19 protein-coding genes and 1 pseudogene are annotated in these 19,080 nt (G+C 61.3%); 2 read left to right on the top strand and 18 right to left on the bottom strand.

What is annotated here, in order from left to right:
• Positions 1–115 (bottom strand): annotated as a pseudogene (locus D6877_RS29730) (alpha/beta hydrolase); the annotation flags it as partial.
• A 233-nt stretch (positions 116–348) separates the two neighbouring features.
• On the opposite strand from D6877_RS29730, the gene D6877_RS00460 reads away from it, so the two are divergent.
• Positions 349–1,248, top strand: coding sequence for a LysR family transcriptional regulator (locus D6877_RS00460; RefSeq protein WP_130909506.1), 900 nt, complete (start codon positions 349–351; stop codon positions 1,246–1,248).
• A gap of 76 nt (positions 1,249–1,324) precedes the next feature.
• Here the strand turns inward: D6877_RS00460 and D6877_RS00455 are convergent, their stop codons facing one another.
• Together D6877_RS00455 and D6877_RS00450 are read right to left on the bottom strand one after the other, a co-directional pair.
• Positions 1,325–1,594, bottom strand: coding sequence for a type II toxin-antitoxin system mRNA interferase toxin, RelE/StbE family (locus D6877_RS00455; protein WP_082228561.1), 270 nt, complete (start codon positions 1,592–1,594; stop codon positions 1,325–1,327).
• Complete coding sequence (locus tag D6877_RS00450; protein WP_038862015.1) at positions 1,584–1,775, bottom strand: hypothetical protein; 192 nt, start codon at positions 1,773–1,775, stop codon at positions 1,584–1,586. The genes D6877_RS00455 and D6877_RS00450 overlap by 11 nt, the downstream gene beginning before the upstream one ends.
• Positions 1,776–2,083: 308 nt before the next feature.
• Here D6877_RS00450 and D6877_RS00445 point away from each other — a divergent pair, with 308 nt between their 5' ends.
• A complete protein-coding gene (locus D6877_RS00445; RefSeq protein WP_130909505.1) occupies positions 2,084–2,881 on the top strand; it encodes a class I SAM-dependent methyltransferase in 798 nt (265 codons plus the stop codon).
• A gap of 116 nt (positions 2,882–2,997) precedes the next feature.
• On the opposite strand, the gene D6877_RS00440 is transcribed toward D6877_RS00445, so the two are convergent.
• The 15 genes from D6877_RS00440 to D6877_RS00365 form a co-directional block, all read right to left on the bottom strand.
• Positions 2,998–3,306, bottom strand: a complete 309-nt coding sequence (locus D6877_RS00440; protein ID WP_130909504.1) for an addiction module antidote protein — start codon at positions 3,304–3,306, stop codon at positions 2,998–3,000.
• A 304-nt stretch (positions 3,307–3,610) separates the two neighbouring features.
• Positions 3,611–4,303: an N-acetyltransferase gene (locus tag D6877_RS00430; RefSeq protein ID WP_130909502.1), complete on the bottom strand. Its 693-nt coding sequence runs from the start codon at positions 4,301–4,303 to the stop codon at positions 3,611–3,613.
• A complete protein-coding gene (locus tag D6877_RS00425) occupies positions 4,300–5,490 on the bottom strand; it encodes a GNAT family N-acetyltransferase (protein WP_130909501.1) in 1,191 nt (396 codons plus the stop codon). Before D6877_RS00425 ends, D6877_RS00430 begins: the two co-directional genes overlap by 4 nt.
• 4 nt (positions 5,491–5,494) lie before the next feature.
• A complete protein-coding gene (locus D6877_RS00420) occupies positions 5,495–6,184 on the bottom strand; it encodes an N-acetyltransferase (RefSeq protein ID WP_130909500.1) in 690 nt (229 codons plus the stop codon).
• Between the two features lie 61 nt (positions 6,185–6,245).
• Entirely contained in the window at positions 6,246–8,165 is a 1,920-nt protein-coding gene (locus D6877_RS00415; RefSeq protein WP_130909499.1) for a hypothetical protein, read from the bottom strand.
• Entirely contained in the window at positions 8,162–9,469 is a 1,308-nt protein-coding gene (locus D6877_RS00410) for an oligosaccharide flippase family protein (RefSeq protein ID WP_130909498.1), read from the bottom strand. The genes D6877_RS00415 and D6877_RS00410 overlap by 4 nt, the downstream gene beginning before the upstream one ends.
• Positions 9,466–10,467, bottom strand: a complete 1,002-nt coding sequence (locus D6877_RS00405) for a polysaccharide deacetylase family protein (protein ID WP_130909497.1) — start codon at positions 10,465–10,467, stop codon at positions 9,466–9,468. The genes D6877_RS00410 and D6877_RS00405 overlap by 4 nt, the downstream gene beginning before the upstream one ends.
• A 13-nt stretch (positions 10,468–10,480) precedes the next feature.
• Positions 10,481–11,617, bottom strand: a complete 1,137-nt coding sequence (locus D6877_RS00400; RefSeq protein WP_130909496.1) for a glycosyltransferase — start codon at positions 11,615–11,617, stop codon at positions 10,481–10,483.
• Positions 11,610–12,578, bottom strand: a complete 969-nt coding sequence (locus D6877_RS00395) for a glycosyltransferase (RefSeq protein WP_130909495.1) — start codon at positions 12,576–12,578, stop codon at positions 11,610–11,612. The genes D6877_RS00400 and D6877_RS00395 overlap by 8 nt, the downstream gene beginning before the upstream one ends.
• Positions 12,575–13,942 carry an O-antigen ligase family protein gene (locus D6877_RS00390; protein WP_130909494.1) on the bottom strand — a complete coding sequence of 456 codons (1,368 nt, stop codon included), beginning with the start codon at positions 13,940–13,942 and terminating at the stop codon, positions 12,575–12,577. The genes D6877_RS00395 and D6877_RS00390 overlap by 4 nt, the downstream gene beginning before the upstream one ends.
• Positions 13,939–15,030: a glycosyltransferase family 4 protein gene (locus tag D6877_RS00385; RefSeq protein ID WP_130909493.1), complete on the bottom strand. Its 1,092-nt coding sequence runs from the start codon at positions 15,028–15,030 to the stop codon at positions 13,939–13,941. Before D6877_RS00385 ends, D6877_RS00390 begins: the two co-directional genes overlap by 4 nt.
• Positions 15,027–16,619, bottom strand: a complete 1,593-nt coding sequence (locus tag D6877_RS00380; protein WP_130909492.1) for a Wzz/FepE/Etk N-terminal domain-containing protein — start codon at positions 16,617–16,619, stop codon at positions 15,027–15,029. The genes D6877_RS00385 and D6877_RS00380 overlap by 4 nt, the downstream gene beginning before the upstream one ends.
• 16 nt (positions 16,620–16,635) lie before the next feature.
• Positions 16,636–17,658, bottom strand: a complete 1,023-nt coding sequence (locus D6877_RS00375; protein WP_130909491.1) for a polysaccharide biosynthesis/export family protein — start codon at positions 17,656–17,658, stop codon at positions 16,636–16,638.
• Positions 17,659–17,679: 21 nt separating this feature from the next.
• Positions 17,680–18,327 (bottom strand): CpsD/CapB family tyrosine-protein kinase, encoded by a 648-nt coding sequence (locus D6877_RS00370; RefSeq protein ID WP_130909490.1) that lies wholly within the window; start codon positions 18,325–18,327, stop codon positions 17,680–17,682.
• Positions 18,327–19,073, bottom strand: coding sequence for a sugar transferase (locus D6877_RS00365; RefSeq protein ID WP_110646483.1), 747 nt, complete (start codon positions 19,071–19,073; stop codon positions 18,327–18,329). The genes D6877_RS00370 and D6877_RS00365 overlap by 1 nt, the downstream gene beginning before the upstream one ends.
• Positions 19,074–19,080: the final 7 nt, after the last annotated feature.

The following is a 19,080-nucleotide window of genomic DNA, read 5'->3' as shown; positions in this document are numbered from 1 at the left end:
CGAGGGCATCGAGGAACGCTTGGGTGTTGTGTTCGACGCCAGGGCTGCCAGCGGCAAAAGCGCTGCTGACGGACAGGGCGAGGAGGGACGCGGCGAGGGTTTTCTTGATGCTCATGTTCAATTCCATTTTTGAGTATTTATACGTTCGTGTAGGAGCTGCCGAAGGCTGCGATCTTTTGATCCTGTTTTGCCATTTCCAGCGTCACTGCAGATCAAGATCAAAAGATCGCAGCCTGCGGCAGCTCCTACCTGTTCAGGGTTGTTTTCAAACCGTGAGCACAGATTAATGGGCTGCTGAAAAGCGAAAAAGCGGCTATAAAGCGTTTAACTGTCCACCAGAGAGTGACAATGAACCCGTTCGAAGACATGCGTATTTTTTGCCAGGTCATGGACTCCGGCAGCTTCACCGCCGCGGCCGATCAGTTGGGGCTGTCCAAGCAGTTCGTCAGCCGCCGTTTGATGCAACTGGAAGAGCGACTTGGTGTGCGCTTGTTGAATCGCTCGACCCGCCGCCTCGACGTCACGCCGCTGGGGCAGAGCTATTACGAATCGGCGTTGCGTTTGCTCGGCGAGGTAGAGCAGGTCGAGCAGGGCATCGCCGGCGAAACCGCCGAGCCGCGCGGCACGATTCGCCTGAGCGCGCCGCTGTCGTTCGCGGTGGCGCATCTGGGTTGTCTGCTGCCGTTGTTCCTGCAGCGTTATCGCGAAGTCACCGTCGAGGTCGATCTGAGCGATCGCCCGGTCGACCTGCTCGGCGAGGGCTACGACCTGGCCCTGCGCATCGGCGTGCTGGAGGACTCGACACTGATCGCCCGGCGCATCGCTAGCATCGAACGGGTCTACTGCGCCAGCCCGGCCTACCTTGCCGAGCACGGCACACCACTCAAACCCGAAGACCTGCACAGCCACGATTGCCTGCCTTACGGCCACGGTCGCTCGGTGCAATGGCGCTTCAACGAAGCACCGGGCAAACCGCTGCTGATCAACGTCACCGGGCGCATGCGCGTCAACAACGGCGAACTGCTGCGAGACGCGGCGGTGCAGGGGATGGGGATCACCTATCTGCCGACCTTCATCGTCGGCGCGGCGCTGAAGGACGGGCGGCTGGTGCCGGTGCTGGATGATTTACGCCCGGAGCCACTGACCTTGTCGGCGGTATATCCGCAACATCGCCAGGCTTCGCGGCCGGTGCAGGCACTGGTGGAGTTTCTGCGTGAGCGGCTTAACCAGAGTCATGTGAATCTTTGATAGTGGTGCCTACTGGGCAAACAAACGGCGTGTTATCGATCGGGCGAACGTCACACCGTTTTTTCCTGCTATGTCTTTATGGATATTCCTGTCGGGTATGCAAAACGCTAAGTATCTCGATTCGATCCGTCACCTCATAAATCACTACGTAGTTAGGATGTACAACGATTTCCCGGGTGCCGGGAGATCGACCTTTACGGTAGAGATGGGGATGAACGGAGAGTGAGGTTGTGGATTCTTCGATGGATTTCGAGAGACTCACTGCGGCTGCAAAGTTTCTCTCGCCAATGTATCTGAGGATGTTCGAAAGATCGGCCTTGGCTTCGGGCCGCCACTCAATCTGCATCAGCCTTTTTTCGCATGGATTCGATCAAGGCATGCATGTCCGCCATCACGTCCTCATGGGGGAGACTCGGATGGGGATCATCTCTGGACGCCTGCACCTTGGCTCGCAACCAGCGATCATGACTGGCAGCCTGCTCGTCGTTTTCAAACCCTGAATCGTCGGGAAAGATTTTGCCGTCCATTGTGCCTCCGGGATCAATGCCTGGCAGTCTATTCGGTACAGGGATTGCTGTCGTCGTTGTCTGGATGAACTGCATCTGGGTCGAGCTCCATGAGTACTTGTAGTTCGACAAATCCTAGACTGAGCGCTTCCGACGGCCAACCGACGGAAGATGTAGGAAAACGGTTGGGGTATCCCGAGTTCCTTCCTTTTTCTGTAGGACTCGCTGAAGAGGACTGCGCAGTGTGATTACAACATTGGAACAACCGCCACCCCGGGTCTGTTCTAGACTCACGCCGCTCAATCACGAGCCTCACCCGGAGTAGCGCCATGGAAGTGCCCAACCCCAAAACCGCCATCGAAAGCAATCGACAGGCGTGGAACGATTCCGCCCGCCATCATCAGGATTCGCCGGACTGGCAGGCATTGCTCAACGATGTCGCGCAGGCGGAGTTTTGCTGCCTTGATTACACCTCGCGCGGCTTGCTGGACGTCGACGGCAAAGACGTGATTCAACTGGGCTGCAATAACGGTCGGGAAAGCCTGTCGCTGTTCGCGCTGGGTGCGCGCAGTGTCGTCGGCGTCGATCAATCCGCAGCGTTTCTTGAGCAGGCCCGCGAGCTCAACAGCCGCTCGCCGCATACTGCCGAATTCGTCGAGAGCGACATCCACCATCTGCCCGCATCGCTGCATAACCGCTTCGACGTAGCCCTGATTACCATTGGTGTACTCAACTGGATGCCTGACATCGGCGAATTCTTCCATCATGTCGCGCAGGTGCTGAAGCCGGGCGGCAAACTGGTGATCTACGAAACCCATCCGTTTCTGGAAATGGTTGATCCGCAGGCTGACGATCCCTACCGCCTCGCCAGCTCGTATTTCCGTGCCGAGCCGTTTGTGCAGCAAGAGCCGATCGTTTACGTAGGTAAAGTCGAGCAGCCGGCGGCAAAGTCGTACTGGTTCGTGCATACGCTGGGCGCGATCTTCAGCGGCGCCATTGGAGCGGGGCTGCGCATTGTGGATTTTCAAGAATATGCGCATTCGAACCGGGAAGAGGTGTATGACTGCTACCTGAACCAGCAGGCGCAGTTGCCGATGTGCTTTAGCCTGGTGGCGAGCAAGGCCTGAGATCCTTTATTGCGACGGCTGGCCTCTTCGCGAGCAGGCTCGCTCCCACAGGGAAACGCATTCCATTGTGGGAGCGAGCCTGCTCGCGATGGGCGGCATTGCGACCGCTACAAAATTCACGGAACGGCGTGATTGACTACGTGCCCCGGCTGCGCATAGAGATCAATGCCTAGTGCATGAATTACCTTCAACACTGTGTCAAAGCGCGGCTTCGCTCCGGGAGCAAAAGCCTTGTACAAACTTTCACGACCCATGCCTGAATCCTTGGCGATCTGCGTCATTCCTCGCGCCTTTAACACGTAGCCGATTGCGCGAAGGAATTCTTCGCTGTCTCCGTCTGCAAGCACCTGTGACAGGTACTCACTGATGGCTTCATCACTGTCGAGCAGCGCGACCATGTCGAAATTCGTCAAAGTCTGGCTCATGGTTAAACCTCCTTTGCCATTTTTTGTGCGCGTTGGATGTCTGCGCTTTGTGAGGATTTGTCGCGCCCGATGTCGTGCTTGACTCTATCCAAGCGGATACAGATAAACAGTCGGCCAAATCTTTACTGGATGTTGGAAGTGTCGTCACAGTTTGTAGGCAACCAGCCAATCGCTTGTGAGAGCTGCGGTGCAGCTACTGACCTCTTCGCGAGCAGGCTCGCTCCCACAGGGAAACGCATTCCAGTGTGGGAGCGAGCCTGCTCGCGATGGCGGTATCAAAACCGCCGCAAATATTCAGCCTGAATCAAGCCTGCGCCGGCGCACTGACTACCGGTCTTTCCGGCTTGCGCAGCGCCTCCAGCCTTGACTCGCTGTAGCGCGTTTCGCGGAAGAAGCGCCAGTGGCCGAACAGGTCGTAAACATGGGTGATCCGCCCTTGTTCCTTATAGCCCAAGCGCACATGCATCTTCAGGGCCTGGATATTGGCGTTGTCGCAGATATCCACCACTTTTTTGTACCCACCGGCGTCCATGACTTGCCAAAGTGCGGTCTGTGCGTCGACGGTCAAGGTGCTGCCGAAATAGGGGCGGGCAATTTCGGCACCGAACTGGAAGTACTCACCGGGCTGGATCGTGAACGTGTAGCGGTAGAAGTGGCGATCGTAATAGTCGCGGGTGCTGGCCCAGACGAACCCGACGGTGTGGCCTTCCTGGTCCAGGTACATGTGCCCCGTGTGCCCTTCAGCGGCCAATTCGGCCATGGTCTGCACACGATCACCAAAGTACTTGCCGAAAGCCTTGGCGTTGTCCTCGGTGATGTCGACTCTATGTAAACCTTCACAGGGGCGCAGTTTGTTCGGCGCGATCGGCGTGACCAGATCGCGCTCCATCCACAGCAATTCACGGTGAGCGAAGACATAACGTTTGCCGAACGCGCCAAGGGTGCGGCGCAGGCCTTTTTGTTTGATGCGCAGAAGCAGTTTGTCGATGACGTTCATGATGCTCTCCGAGGCGCTAGCCCTGGTGTGGTGGATGATGTTGCAGGTTGTGTTGCGGATGTATTTGCCGCTTTCGGTTTGCCGGCACGCTGTGCGCGCCATTTTTGCAGGGCCGGTTTGACGCAGTACCAAAGACGCAGCCCCAGGCCCAGCAGCAAGCCACTGGGGCGCCATGAGTAGAAGCTCCAGCGCCAGTGTTCCAGTTGCCCGGTCATGCGCTCGTGCAGTTGATGGCTGGAGTTTTCCAGGCTGACCCGCGAGGCATCAATCCAGTGCCATTGCTCGTCCAGGCCCCAGCGAATCCATTCCTCCAGCAGCACCCGACCGCTGCCCAGATCGGCATGTTGCGGCAGGAACGCCAGGTTGTAGTCGTAGAGTCGGCCCTGCTCGAGCAGGCCCAGCCGATAACTGATGCAGCGGCCGTCCAGCTCCAGCGTCACCACTCGCACCAGCCCTTGAGCGGCGAGGGCGGTGAAGGCGTTCTGTATCCATTGACGACTGTGGTCAGTTGCGAAAATGCCGACGCCCTCGTCACCTTTCCAACTGACCGACTCGACTTCTTCCAACGCCTGTAAAACCGTAGGCATCGACAGCGCATCGGGAGTGATTCGCCGTACTTGAGCGCCGCACGCGGCAATCCGTTTGCGCGCCCGACGCAGTTTGTAGCGCGGGTCGCCGGAGACTTCCTGATGGTCGGCGTCGCTGATCAGATGCACCGGCACCCGGCAACTCAGGCGCCGTTCAGCAGTAGAGCTACGCGCCATCCAATCGGTGAGGGCACTTTCTTCCCCGGCAGGTTCCGACAGTTCGTTGAGTTGCAGCAGCGCATGGGGCAGGCGCTGACGGATCAGCATCAGCGCATCGCGCATATCCTCTGCGCCGAGCAACGACAGCAGGGCCAACCGATCGGCCAGCGGATAACCCAAGTGACGCAGGACGCGAAATGACACGCCCGCGAAGCGTTCGCGGCTGGCCACCAGCGGCAGGCACAGGCGCAGTGATTCTGCTTCCCAGCCGAGCAGAATGTGCAGACGCTGATCCTCGCCCAGCGCCTGTTCTGCCGCGCACAACCAGCCGAGATTGTTGAACGGCGTATGGTCGGTCACGCGCAGGCGCAGTGCCTCGTAGGCCGTTGCCGGGAAGTCGGCAGCGCACAGCGATGTGCGCCATTCGAATCGCATCGCCATAGGTTCAGGCCGCCGTTGCTGGGACAGGTGGACGGGAAGTTTTGCGCAACGCCGTCAGGCGCGAACCGCTGTAGCGGGTTTCGCGATAAAAGCGCCAGCGACCAAACAGCGTGTAGATATGGGTGATCCGCTGTTGTTCGGTATAGCCCATGCGCAGATGCAGCTTGAGCGCCGGAATGTTGCTGGAGTCACAAACATCGACCACTTTGCTGCAGCCTTTCACGGCCATGGCTTTCCACAGGCGCACTTGCACATCGACTGACAATTCGGTGCCCCAGTAGGCGCGGGCCATTTCGCCACCGAATTCGAAGAACTCGCCAGGTTTCACCGGGAACCGGCAACCGTAGTAATGCCGATCAAAATAGTCGCGCGGCGTACCCCAGATGAACGCAACGGCATCGCCATGCTCGTCGACATGCATATGCCCGGTGTGACCTTCACTGGCCAGCTCGGCCATGACGCCGACACGGTCGCCGAAGTAACGGGTGAAGGCGCTGGCGTTGTCTGCGGTGATTTCCATTACGCGCAGCGGCGGGTAGGGTTTGAGGCTATGCGGCGGCACGGGGCTGACCAGATCCCGTTCCATCCACAGCAGTTGCTGATGGGCAAAAATGTACATTCTGCGGATCTTCGCCAAGGTCGCTCGCAGACCTTTGCGACGGATATGTCCGCTGAGTTTTTGCAAGATTTCCATGGTCTCTTCTCCTGATGAAAGTGCCGCGCGCAGCATCACGCTCGCAGGGCGGAGGGGCGGTTCATGAAGCGTTCCAGTTCAGGGCAAACAGGGTTTGCCCGGGTAATTCGAAACGCACGCGCCCGTGTTCGCAGGCAAATGGTGCGTCGCGGGCGCGATTGTCAGCGCCGAAGAAATGCAGGGCGCCTTGGTTGAGCGGGCACTTGGCACCGCTCAGAGCAACGCGTTGCAGGCGCGTGCCTTTGTTCACCCCGAGCAAAGTGCGCTGCTCGTCGCCGGCCATCGCCAGTACGTCCACTTCGAAGGCGTCGTTATCCAGTTGCAGCACGTGCGGCAGCCAATGCCGGGCGATGAATTGCTGGGCCAGGCCCACCGGTTTCAGCTCGAAGCGATCGCCGGCCAACACGCGCACCATGCCCTTGGCGTAGGGCGGTTCGTCGGCCGCCTGAAACCAGTTGAGCATGCTCAGCAAGCCGTCCTGAGAAGCATTGATGACCACCGATGTCCACCACAGCGTGGCGTAGTGAGTTTCCTGCTCGTACGGGCTCAGGCTCGAGCCGCTGGACAGATTGGTCTGGTCGAGCAGCAAGGCCTTGCGCGGCTGACCGTGGCTATCGAGTCCCACAAGATCGGCGGCGCGGCGTACGCTGTCGCGGTAGACGCGAGTGGCGAGCAGGTCGCGGACCATCCATTCGTGCCAGGCCAACGCGTCGATCTGATCGGGCGCTTCACTGAGCAGACGCCGTGCCCAATCAATCCCGCGTTTGTCTGCGGCGTTATTGGCGAACGGGCCGTTGATCAGGCGCGAACTGGCCGGCATGGCGATGCGCACGCCGGCCCTGGCGTTGGCCGGATCGCTGCGCACCTGCCGGGCCATGCTGACAAAAATCGCCCGATAATCTTCGTAGCTTGAATAGTTGAGGTTCGGCTCGTCGGCGAAGCCGATGTAATGCGTGCCTTGCCCACCCAGTGTGCGCGTGCTGGCGAGCCAGGCATCGAGGCCGTTGCTGCTTTGCACGTCGGCGCGCAGATTGGCCTGACGCCCGGTGCCGGCGAGCAGGGTGATGTCCTGGCGGATGCCGAAGCGCGTCTGATAGAGCTGACGAACCGGGTCTTCGAAGCGGGCATTTTTCGCGCTGACGTCAACGTAGCTGTAATAACTCGCCGCACCCGGCTTCAACGCATCCAGTGCGGCATGACTGCTCGCGGGCGGCATCAGATTGGGCAGCGCAATGCCCAGATCCGGAGTGCGCCCGAGCACCTTGCCATGCAGGGTCAGGCGTACCTCACCCGACTCTTCATGCACTGGCTGCAGCTGCTGCGGATTCTGCGCAAACAGGTTGGCCGTGCCGTCGAGCCAGAACGCCGCTTTGCCGCTGCCCTGCAGGCGCAAGCGCCAGGCCTGAGGCCGGTCACTGACCGGCAAGGCCACTTGATCGAATTGCCAATAGGCGCGGTGGGGCTTGAGGGCCAGCGACAGCTGTTGTCCATCGTCTACACGCTGTGCTTGCAGCGAGTTGACGCCGCCATGGTATTTGCCGTTCAGCACCGCGTGTTCGCCAGGGGCGACCTGGAAAAACAGCTCAGTACCATTGCGGGTTTCGACGCTGAAATGCACCTTGGCCGGACTGAACTGCGCCACGGTGGTTGCGTCATGCTCGACGCGGTAACTGCGGAAGCTGTAGCCGGGAATCTCCAGGCGATAACCGGCAGCTCCCGGCACCAGCGGCCAGCTTTGCGAACCGCGAACCTCACTGGCCTTGATGAAGCGATCACCTTGCAAGCGGCCATGGCCGTCAAGCAGATAGATATGCTCTTCATTGGCCTCGGCCTGCCACGCCGGAACCCAGCGCACGGTGACTGTATCCGGGCGGTCGGCTTGCAGATACAGGCTGCCGTCGCGAATGTCGCCCCACTGCATCGGCGCAGCGAAAGCTTTCAGCGTCATGCCGAGACCGAACAGCAGGGCCAGGCGCTTCATGCGGCTTTCCTGCGGTGCAGCATCAGCCACATCGGGCTGAGGTCACCGGGCAGAATGAACAGCGTGTGCCAGAACGGTACGCCGCTCAGCCTGCAATAAAGCACCAGCATCGCCAGGGTCACTGCGAGATAGGCAATCGAGGACGCCGCTGCTGCGCCGACGATGCCGTAGCTCGGGATCAGCAGCAGATTCAGGCCCAGATTCAGCAACGCGCCCACCCCCATCATCAGCGAGACGGTGGCAGGGCGATTCTTGCCGATCAGGTCCAGGCGCAGAATGCTTGCGTAGCACAGGCCCAACAGCCCCGGCAGCAAAGCCAGCAGCGCCGGATACGCGGGTTGGTAGGCGACGCCGAACAGGATGATGATCAGCCATTCGCCGATCAGCGCCATCGTGACGCAGGCGCAGAGCATTACCGTCGCGGTCAGGCGCAGCGCCAGCGGCGTGACCTTGTCCATGCCCTTGTCCTGTTGCAGCAGACGCTTCATCAGCGGTGTGGTGACTGCTTCCGGAACGATCAGCAACAGTTCAGCAGCGGCGCTGGCCATGGCGTAATGGCCAAGCGCGCTGCTACCGAGCAGGGCGCCGATGAACAAGTAATCGGAGCGCAGGATCACCTGTTGGAACAGCAGGTCCGGATGGCTGCGTGCACTGAATTTCAGCAGCTCCTTCTGGCTCGCACGATCCCATTGCAGTTGCAGCGGCTGTGCGCGTTTGAGCCACATCCAGCCCACCAGCACCACCAGGCTGATACCGGCCAGCCAACTGATCAGCGCCGCTTCGAGTGCCGCCTCTTTCCACATCCAGAACAGCGCAACAAAAAGCAGTAATGGTGCCAGCGATTCGATCAGACGCAGGACATTGAAGGCGACCACGCCACCCGACGCGTTGTGCAAGGTCAGCAGGCCGCTTTTGAGCACGGTCAGCGGTACCGCCAGCAGCAACAGCCAGGCCAGCAGACCGAGCTGCATCGTGACGTCGAGTTCGCTGCCGAATTCTCGCGCCAGCGCCACCACCAGTAACGTCAGCAGCCCGGCCAGCAGACAGCCGAACACCAGCACCTGGGCGAGCAACAGACCCATCGGCCGCTGGTTGGCCGCTTGATAACCGACCGCCGAATTCAAGCCGCCGCTGGTGGCCGCACTGATCAGATCCGGCAGGGTGCTGAGCAGGGCGAACAGGCCGCGTTCGCTCGGCCCGAGAATCCGCGCCAGCAACACATTGCGCAGCAGGCGCAAGGCAATCATCGCCAGTTTGGTGCCCATGCTCAGGGCCAGATGCCGGAGGTAGCTGCCGCGACTCATGGCCGTGCCCCGCGAAAGATCCGTAACGACAGCAGCTCCGGAGTGCGCGCGGTGCGCTGGCTGACGCCGAAGCGCGGCAGGTTGAGCGGGTCGCCGGCGCCGCGATAGAGTCCGGTGGACGTGCCAAGCGCAAACGGATAATCGTGATTGGCGACCTGCTCGCGCACGCGCTCATCGTTGTCGCCGTTGGGGTAGCAATACACCGGCAGTGGCCGATTGCAGCCGTTGTGCAGGGCGTCGCGGCTGCGGCTGATTTCTTCGTGCAGACGCACGTCATCCAGTCCGGTGAGGATCGCATGACTGGCGCCGTGGGGGCCGAAGCGCACCAGACCGGAGGCTTCCATGGCGCGCACCTGATGCCAGTCCAGCGCTTGCGGCAGAGAATCCGGCGGACACTCATTGGTCAGACGTTCGAGTTCCTGCGGATCGAGGCTCTTCAGCCCTTGCAGGTAATGCAGCAGTGCCAGGCTGCGCCGGTCGACATCGATATCGTCGAGCAACACCGGCAGCGGATGGCCGGTGATGCGCAGGTGCTCGATCAGGTGCATACGGGCCTTTTCGCCATGGCTGCCCCATAGCGTTTCACCGACGCTTTCCCACCAGAAGCGTTGCCGGCTGCCAATGAAATCGGTGGAAAGAAAAATGCTCGCCGGCACCTGATATTTTTGCAGCAGCGGATAGGCATTGACCGCGTTGTCACGCCAGCCGTCATCGAAGGTCAGCGCCACGCGCGGGCGCTCGGTGCGCAGGGCGTTGGGCTGCAACAACTCCATTAGCGGCACGCAATCGAAATGCTTGCGCAGCCATATCAGCAAGTGTTCGAACGCCTGCGGGCCGACGCACAGTTCATTGCGGTGCGGCAGGTTGGCCGCACGGTCGTTGGCCAGCACTCGGTGGAGCATCAGGATGACCCCGGCCCCGTGCAACTGGCTGCGCCCCACGGACGAGTTGAGATAGAGCCAGCCGCTGGTGCGTTTTATCAGTTGTTTGATAGCCATGGCATGCGCCCTCTCAACGATTCTGGTCAGGATTCCACTGTGCGTAACGTTGCCCGCGCAGGAACTGCCACAGGCCGACGCTCATGCCTGCCAGTGTCACCAGCAGGAAGGCCGCGAGGCGGAACGGTTTCGGTAAACGGTGTTGCGAATCCAGCAGGCCGGCGATGGCAATCGAGTAACCGAGCAATTGCGCGATCAGGCTCAGGCGATAGAAACCGTGCTGGTTCCACAGCCAGAAATTGCTCAGCAGCAGCGGCAGCAACAGCACCGGCGCCAGTCGACGAATCAGTTTGTGGCTGATCAACGCGATCGAATACAGGCCGTGCTTGAAGGGATTGAGCAGTTCACGGCGTTGCGCCAGGCTCTGCAGGCCACCGACGGTGACTCGCTGGCGACGGCGCCATTGCTTGTCCGCTTCGTCGACGCCCTGGTCGATTACTTGGGCTTCGGGCACGTAGACGATGCGTTTATGCGCCACCGGAGCGCAGGTACTGATGAAGAAATCGTCGTTGACCTCCGCCGGCACGTTCTGGAATAGCTCGCGGCGCAAGGCGAGCAGGGCGCCGTCGGCGGAGACCATGCAGCCGGTGCGATTCTCGACCCGGCGCAACCAGCCTTCGTAATGCCGATACAGGCTGTCGCCGACGCTCAGGCCACCACCGGTAACCGGGATCACCATGTGCCCCGCGCAGGCGCCGACCTGCGGATCGCTCAGCGGCGCGAGCAAGTGGCCGAGCGTGTCGCGCGACCATTGGTTGTCGGCATCGGTGAACACCAGAATGTCGCCGCTGCTCAGGGCGGCGCCGGCATTCAGCGTGGCGGCTTTGCCCTGGCGCGGCAGGTCGAGCACGGTGATGCGCGGATCAATCACTTTGTGCGCGCAAGCCACGGTGTCATCGGTCGAACCATCGCTGGCCAGAATGATCTGCAACGCGGCCGGCTGATAGTCCTGAGCCAGCAGCGTGCGCAGCTTGTGCTCGATATGGCGTGCCTCGTTGTGCGCGGCAATCACGATGCTGACGTTCAGCGGCGGTGCGGGAGCATGTCGCCAGGCCGGAAACAGCGGCGCGAGCAAGGTCAGCAGCAGCGGATAGCCGATGTAGGCGTACGCTGGCAACAACAAGCACAGGCAAAAAATGAGTTCAGCCACGGGCAGGCCTCCTTGCATTCCAATGACACAGACCGAGAATCAATGCCGCGCTCGCCAGGTGCAGACGCACCCAGTGCAGGCCCCAGAGTTGCAAGGTCAGGCTGAGGTGATGCTGGCGAATGCTTTGCCGCAGGCTGAGCAGCAGACTGGGCAGCAGGCCCGCCATCAGCAGCAGCAACGCCTGCTGCGCGTGGCCGCCCAGCAATGCGACGATCGCCAGAGCATCGAGCAACCACACCAGCAATGACAGCAGCGGAAACCGCAGCAGGCGCAGGCTCATGCCGTGGGCACGGAGCAATTGCAGGTGACTGCCCTGACGCCACAGTTCCTTGCCGATCCATTCGCGCCAGGTCATTTCGTAGCCCCAGTGCAGGGCGACGCTGGTATTGACCGACAGCAGGCGAGCACCGTGCCTGTGCAGACGCAGGGTGTATTCCTTGTCCTCGCCGGTGCGCAGGGTTTCGTTGAAACCGCCGACCTTGTCGAACCACTGTTTGCGCATCAGCAGGTTGGCACTGGGCAGCCATTGCACGGTGCGCGTAGCGCGGCTCGACGGGCGCAAAGAACGGCGCTGCCACGCGGCGGCGAACCACGGCGCGGCGGCAGGGGTGTGCAGGTCGAGGCCGAAGACGTCGCCCTGGTCGTCCGTAGCCAAAGCAAACATCTGCTTCAGCCAGTCTTCGGGCATCTCGATATCGGCATCGATGAACGCCAGCCATTCACCGCGGGCAACCGTTGCGCCACGATTGCGCAAGGCGCCGATCAGCAGGCCGGGCAGCAGCAGGACCTGCGCGCCGAATGCGCGGGCGATCTGCGGCCCCTCGTCGGTGGAGCCGTTGTCGACGACTATCAATTCACAGTCGATGTCGGCTGCGTGCGCGGCCTTGCTGGCGGCCAGCAGCGTTCGGCCGATGTGCCGGGCTTCGTTGAACATCGGAATGACAATGCTGATCCGGCTCATGCTTTGGCCTCCGGCAGCGCTGGCTGCTCGGCTTTCAGACGCAGCACCCAGGTCAGCGCCAGCATGATCCACAGGTATTTCAGGTTCGGCGCACTGAGGAACATCAGGAACAACGTCAACGACAGAAAGCTCATGCCCAGATGGGTAACCATGCCTGCGTGCTGCCACTCGCGCCGTTGCAGCCACGTGCGTCGTGCACGGATCAGGTTGTAGAAACCCTGCACCAGCATGCCGACAAACAGCAGGCCGGCGGGAATCCCCAGTTCGCTGAAGATCTCCAGATAAGTGTTATGCGCCCGGCGATACAGGTCGCCGATCTTGCGGTTGGCCGAGAACGCCTTGGCATAACCGGTGGTCGCGTAGTGCAGCGGGAAGGTGCCAGGGCCGGAGCCGAGCAGCGGATGCTCGCGAATGATCTGGCTGCCAACGACAATGTAGGAGGCGCGACGGCCGAGGGATTCGTCCTGGGCCTTGGCCCCGGCGCTGAGGATGCTCAGTGACTGGATGCGTGCCAGATAACCGGCCGGCATCGCGTAAATCGCCAGCGGAAGGATGATCGCAGCACCGAGCATGGCGAAGCCGAAATGCCGCGGACGAATGCGGGTCAACTGCTGGCGGTAGTGCCAGACTCCGATTGCCAGACTCAACGCCAGTACCACCAGCCCCGAGCGCGACTCGGTTTTGGTCATGCCGCCGAGCAACAACAGGCAGCAACCAGCCCAGAACAAACGGTGCAGCAGGTTCTGGCTGCGAATCACCAGCAGCAGGCCCAGCGGCACGGCGAAAGCGATCAGCAGGGCAAAGGCATTCGGGTCTTCGAGCAGGCCGGCGGCGCGGCCCTTGTCCTGGAATCGGCTGGAAAACATCGCCATCGCGCAGGTCGCGCTGACACTGAGCGTGACCAGTCGGGCGAACAGATCCAGATTCAACTCACGGCCAATCAACAGGGTGATCACGAACAGGACCAGACCCACGCTCAGTTCACGCAGATGAGTTTGCGACATGCCCAGATTGTCGCTGGCGAACAGGCTCAGCAGGTACAGCGCCATGAAACCGATCAGGTAGCGCCACAGATTGCTGCGCAGGCGTTGCGACGGAATCTGGTGCAGCGCCAGTTGCAGCATCACGATCACTGCCAGCGAGGCGCCGAGCAACTTGCTGCCCGACACCGAGCTGTCCTTGAAGAACCCTTCGAACGGCACCAGCGCGGCAATGCCGAGCAGGCCCCAGGTCGGCTTGCGGTACAGAACGGTGAAACCGACCAGACCAATCACCGCCCCCGGCGCCAGATACGGCCAGGGACTGGCCAGCAGACCGAGGCTGACCAGGGCGAACAGACTGACGATCGAGAGCGGGAAAATCATGCGCGTGTCTCCCGTGCCGTTTGGATGTACAGCTGCGACCAGCGTTCGGCCAGAGCCTTGAGGTCGTAGTGTTCCTGTTGGGTGCGTCTGGCGTTGTCGCGCAGCTGCGCGGCCAGCTTCGGTTCGGCCAGCAGTGTGTCGAGCTGGCGGGCAAGGGCGACGGTATCCGTCGGCGCTGCGAGCAGGCCGTTGTGGCGGTCCTGCAACACATCGGGAATACCGCCGACCGCGAACGCCACCACCGGCACCCCGGCCTGCATCGCTTCGAGCAGAATCATCGGCGTGCCCTCGGTGCGCGAGCTGATCACCAGCGCATCGAGTTGCTGCCACCAGCCTTGCATCGCCGTCTGGTAGCCCGGCAGGCGAATCCGCTGCTGCAAACCGGCAGCGTCGATGCGCGCCAGCAAGGCTTCGCGTTCCGGGCCGTCGCCGAGCATCACCGCGTCCAGTTGCGGATGCTGGTGACACAGGCCGATCAGCGCATCGAGAAACAGGTCCGGGCCTTTTTCGCTGCTCAAGCGACCGACGTAACCGGCCAGCCAGCGTTGCCGCTCTGCCACCGGCGGCATCGCTGGCGCCGCTGGCAGACCGTTGGGAATCACCTGCAACTTCTCCGCACGCACGCTGGCCTCAAGGTGCAGCGTGGCGATGCTGTGCGCCACGCAGACCACCCGTTTCACCGACGCCGTGCGGCACAGTTGCAGGCTCAGCCAGGTGTAGAACTTCTGCTTGCGACTGCGCGGCGTGAAGCCGTGCTGGGTGATCACCAGCGGCAGGCGCAACAGCGAGGCGCCGACCCAGCCGAACAGCAGCCCTTTGAAGTTGTGGGTGTTGAGCAACGGCTTGTCGCCACGGCGCTGACGCAAGTGCCGCAGCAATTCGCCGAGCCCGGCACAAGCGCGAGCGTCCACCCCGGCCTCGCGAAAGCGCGTGATCAATTCTGGCGGCGCGTCGAGGAACAGCACCTGGTGCTGCCCCGGCGTGGCCAGGCAATGATCCAGCAACATCCGCTCGGCCCCGTAGAAGCCGCCGCTGCTGAGCAAATGAATGATCGGCAGGGCGACGATTGGGGTGGACACCGCGTTCAATTGCGCACCCAGTGAACCAGGCTTGGCATGGTCCAGTTCTTGTGCGGATTGCCCGGCTGCGACGTTTCTTCGTTGAGCACCAACAACACTGGCACGCCCAGTTCATGGCTGATTTGCGCCGGATGCTTGAAGCGATGGTCGAAGAACTCACGCACGTAGACGAACGCTATTGCCAGCAGAAGCCCGGTGAACAGCCCGAATGGAATGATCAGCATCGGCTTGGGAAAGGCCGCCTCGGTCGGTTCATACGGTGGACTCAACACCCGGGCATTGGACAAGTCATTGTCCAAAGCGCGTGTCGTGCTGCTTTCGGCAAAGCGTTGCGCATAGGTGGAAAACGCTGCGTGCAACGCGCCGATCTCGGTGTCCATCTGACGCAGCTTGCTTTGGGTCTGCTGCAACTGATGGATGCGATTCTTGAACTCGGCAATGCGCGCGGTTTTCTGTTCGATTACCTGGCTCACCACCGACAGGTCGATCGTGCGTTCCTGGATGCGGTTGTTGACCACTTTGAGGAACTGCTGGCGGGTGCGGGCAATTTGCTCGCGGGCCAGCAACATCGGTTCGCTACCGGGCTGAAATACCGCCAGGTCATTCATATAGCGGCTGACCTGAGTGGTCAGCGCCTCGCCCATCTGCCTGATCTCGCGGTCTTCGAACGCAATGTTGTCCACCGTCGTGGTGAAGGTGAACGGGAAGGTGTAGTCGTTGAGTTTGTTGGAGTTGGCCGCCGCCAGGCTGGTTTTCAGGTAATCGAGCCAGCGTTGGCTCTGCAGCAAGCGATCGCGATACAGGTTGAGTGCCTGCTCTTCGGTGTTGATCGCGTTGAGGCGAAAGGTGATTTCCTCTTTCGGGTCGGAAGAACCGACGCTTTCCAGCAGCCCCAGTCGCGCGCCTTCCAGGCCATCGAGCCGCACCTGATATTGATGCTTCTTGGTCTCGTAGAACGAATGCGGCAGCTCGATTGACTGCAGCGCCTGACGATCGACCAGGTAGTTCTGCAGCAACGCGGCAACAAACGTTGTGCCCTGGGCCGGATCGGGGAAGCTGTAGACGATCGAGATCACGTTGGAACCCGGCAAGGTTTCGATCTTCAGATTGTCGATGGCCTCCTGGGTCAAGCCGTCCAGTACCGTGTCGCGCACCGGATCGGTTTGCATGCCCAGCGCATCACGCAGCGGATTGACCACGTATTCGCGCAGTGGCGTGCTGACGTAACGCTTGAACGGCTCGCCAGCCAGTTTGCTGAGCACCCCCGGCGGCGGGTTGTACTGACCCTTGTCGCGCAGTTCGCTGATGGTCTGACGGATCAGCGCCGGCGAACGGAGGATGTTGCTCTCGGTTTCCATGTCCGCCAGCGATGGCGGAATGAAGGTGGCGTTGTCCTGGGTCAGCGAGGTGGTCGCGTCGCCCTGAGACAGTTTTTTCGACTGCACTATCACCTGAGCGGTGATATCGAAGCTCTGTTTGAGCAGCAACGGCAGGAGCAGGGCGATCACTGCAAAGGTCAGGAAGATGCGCTTCACCGTTTGCTTGTTGGCGAAGAAAATCCTGAAGAACTCGTGCAGGTAATTTTCTTTTGGGTTCATGTCGGTCACCTGAGAGTCAGTTGTCACTGCCTTTGTTGTCGACGCGGTAGCCGAAGCTGAAACCGACGCCCTGGAACAGCACCACATCAGCCAGTTGGCGGGCGAGTTCGCCGGCGCTGGCCAGTTTGGTTTTTGGCACGTAGAGCATGTCGTCCGGCTGCAGATACGCGATTTGTGGCGCGTCACCGGACAGTGCCTTCTCGACGTCGTAGTTCATCGCCTGCACCTGATTGCCGTTGCGCCGCATGATCACCACCGAATCCAGCCGCGCCTTGACGTTGGTGCCGCGCGCCAGGGTCAGCGCCTCAAGTACCGACACTGGCCGGCGGATCGGGTAGGAGCCCGGTTGCGCGACTTCGCCGAGCACGTAGATCTCGTTGCCGGCGGTGGACTTGAGCAGCACGTCCACGGTCATTCGCCCTGGCAGTTGCGCGTATCTCTGGTTGAGGAAGGTTTCCAGCTGATTGACGGTCATGCCTTGCAGCGGCACAGCGCCGATTTCCGGAAAACTCGCGTAGCCATCGGTGCCGACGGTGATCTCGCGGCTCATGCCGGTGGCCGGATGATTCAATGCGCTTTTGAGGTTCTGCTCGTTGCTCAGCGGGCTGAGAATCTGTACCGAGAGCTGATTGCGGTTGGGCTGGAACAGTTGCTTGCGCTCATACGCACGCTGGATTTCCTGACGGGCTTCTTCGCTGGTCAGCCCGGCGATTTTCACCGAGGTGTTGGCGCCCGGCAGTTCGATGGTGCCGTCGGGCAGCACCAGTTGCGTGCCGTTGAGCTGGCTGGCGGCGGTAAAATTCAGGCCGATCTGGTCACCTGATTGCACGCGGTAAGCGTCCGAACCGCTGGTGCTGATGTGAAAGATCACATCCAGCACGTCTTTCGGGCGCAAAGTCTGTTCGACCCGCGGCATGTCGGTGGCCTGGGCGTTGGCCGGCGTGGCGGTGAGGATATTCACCGGCATGTTGCGGGTCTCGGAAGTGCTGGTGCAGCCCGCAAGCGGCAGCAACAGCAGGACAAGCATTCTGGCGTTCATGGCGTCATCCTTTGCGTTCGCTTACAGGTTTTTGTAAAGCCATTTGGGCATGTAGTACTTGCGCCGGTTGAACACGCTGCCGACCACTTTCGCCCCGGCCTGAGTCAGGCGTTGCACAGCGGCCTGGGCAACTTCCCAGCGGGTGTCTTCGGCGCGCACGACAAACACCACGCCGTCGACCTGAGTGCTGATGACCAACGTGTCGGCGGCCGAATACACCGCGTCGCCATCGATCACCACGAAGCGGTACTGGCGGCCCAACTGCTCGAGCAAAGGGCTCAGGCGCTCGGGGGTCAGGTGCTCCAGCGTGCGGATCGGCCGGCCATTGGGCAGCACATGAAAGGGCAGGCTCGAGACCTGCACCACGCAGTCCTGCAACAGCGGCGGGTTGTCCGGGTTGAACAGCAGGTCGCGCAGGCCGCGCTCCTTGCCGAGGTTCATCTGCTGGGTGAGGTTGTTCGCCGACTGGCTGGCGTCGACCAGCAGTACCTGGCCGCTGCTCATCTGCGCCAGTTGACTGGCCAGCGCCAGCGCGCTGGTGGTGGTGCCGGCGCCGGGATTGGCGGCGGTCAGGAACAGGCTGCGCAGGTCGAGATCCAGCACGGTCGAAGTCAGATTCGATTCGCTGGGGCTGGCGATGCTCAGGCTTTTATTGGTTGAACCGTCCATTAGCTTGCTCCGTGGCCGCTGAATACTTTGAAGGGGGTTTTCAACAGAATCTTCAGATCAAGCAGAAGGCTCTGCTCGGCGATGTAGCTGAGGTCCAACTCAACGCGCTGGTCGAAGTCGATGTTGCTGCGTCCGGAGATCTGCCACAGACCGGTCATGCCGGGGTAGATCGCCAGACGCGCGAGGTGATTGTCCTTGTAGCGGTAAGCGTTGAACGAGGTCGGGCGAGGGCCGACCAGGCGCATGTCGCCGGTCACCACGTTGATCAGGTTGGGCAGCTCATCGAGGCTGGTGCGCCGCAGAAAACTGCCGATGCCGGTGACGCGCGGGTCCTTGTCGATCTTGAAGTCGATGGCGTCGGCCCCGTGTTTGTTCAGGTGGCGCAGCGACTCCTTGAGTTCTTCGGCGTTGCTGACCATGGTGCGGAACTTGAACATGCCGAACTTGCGCCCGCGATAACCGGTGCGTTTCTGCACGAACAGCACCGGCCCCGGGCTGGTGAACTTGATGGCCAGGGCCAGACCCAGCAGCACTGGCGAAATCAGCACGAGAATCGTCAGCGCACCGAGGCAGGCGACCACCCGGTTGGTCCGCGACAGCTGCCATGGGCGGCCGCCATCGCGGCCGCTGAGCCAGCCGCGACCCTGACGGTGGATCGCTGCGTCGAGGCGCATGCGATGTTCCGGGTCGACGCGCTTGTCAGGGCGCATCTGTGCAATCGACACACTTCTTTCATGTCCAGTCATGGCGTCC

The organism is Pseudomonas sp. Sample_9 (genome assembly GCF_004307535.1).
Lineage (GTDB): Bacteria > Pseudomonadota > Gammaproteobacteria > Pseudomonadales > Pseudomonadaceae > Aquipseudomonas > Aquipseudomonas mercuritolerans.
This window is presented reverse-complemented; position numbering and strand designations above follow the sequence as displayed.

Coding starts and splice junctions, on each gene's coding strand:
- D6877_RS00370 (WP_130909490.1), bottom strand. CDS start 18,327: ATGGACGGTTCAACCAATAAAAGCCTGAGCATCGCCAGCCCCAGCGAA.
- D6877_RS00460 (WP_130909506.1), top strand. CDS start 349: ATGAACCCGTTCGAAGACATGCGTATTTTTTGCCAGGTCATGGACTCC.
- D6877_RS00390 (WP_130909494.1), bottom strand. CDS start 13,942: ATGATTTTCCCGCTCTCGATCGTCAGTCTGTTCGCCCTGGTCAGCCTC.
- D6877_RS00375 (WP_130909491.1), bottom strand. CDS start 17,658: ATGAACGCCAGAATGCTTGTCCTGCTGTTGCTGCCGCTTGCGGGCTGC.
- D6877_RS00395 (WP_130909495.1), bottom strand. CDS start 12,578: ATGAGCCGGATCAGCATTGTCATTCCGATGTTCAACGAAGCCCGGCAC.
- D6877_RS00445 (WP_130909505.1), top strand. CDS start 2,084: ATGGAAGTGCCCAACCCCAAAACCGCCATCGAAAGCAATCGACAGGCG.
- D6877_RS00455 (WP_082228561.1), bottom strand. CDS start 1,594: ATGCAGATTGAGTGGCGGCCCGAAGCCAAGGCCGATCTTTCGAACATC.
- D6877_RS00420 (WP_130909500.1), bottom strand. CDS start 6,184: ATGGAAATCTTGCAAAAACTCAGCGGACATATCCGTCGCAAAGGTCTG.
- D6877_RS00405 (WP_130909497.1), bottom strand. CDS start 10,467: ATGGCTATCAAACAACTGATAAAACGCACCAGCGGCTGGCTCTATCTC.
- D6877_RS00430 (WP_130909502.1), bottom strand. CDS start 4,303: ATGAACGTCATCGACAAACTGCTTCTGCGCATCAAACAAAAAGGCCTG.
- D6877_RS00450 (WP_038862015.1), bottom strand. CDS start 1,775: ATGGACGGCAAAATCTTTCCCGACGATTCAGGGTTTGAAAACGACGAG.
- D6877_RS00425 (WP_130909501.1), bottom strand. CDS start 5,490: ATGGCGATGCGATTCGAATGGCGCACATCGCTGTGCGCTGCCGACTTC.
- D6877_RS00365 (WP_110646483.1), bottom strand. CDS start 19,073: ATGACTGGACATGAAAGAAGTGTGTCGATTGCACAGATGCGCCCTGAC.
- D6877_RS00380 (WP_130909492.1), bottom strand. CDS start 16,619: ATGAACCCAAAAGAAAATTACCTGCACGAGTTCTTCAGGATTTTCTTC.
- D6877_RS00415 (WP_130909499.1), bottom strand. CDS start 8,165: ATGAAGCGCCTGGCCCTGCTGTTCGGTCTCGGCATGACGCTGAAAGCT.
- D6877_RS00410 (WP_130909498.1), bottom strand. CDS start 9,469: ATGAGTCGCGGCAGCTACCTCCGGCATCTGGCCCTGAGCATGGGCACC.
- D6877_RS00440 (WP_130909504.1), bottom strand. CDS start 3,306: ATGAGCCAGACTTTGACGAATTTCGACATGGTCGCGCTGCTCGACAGT.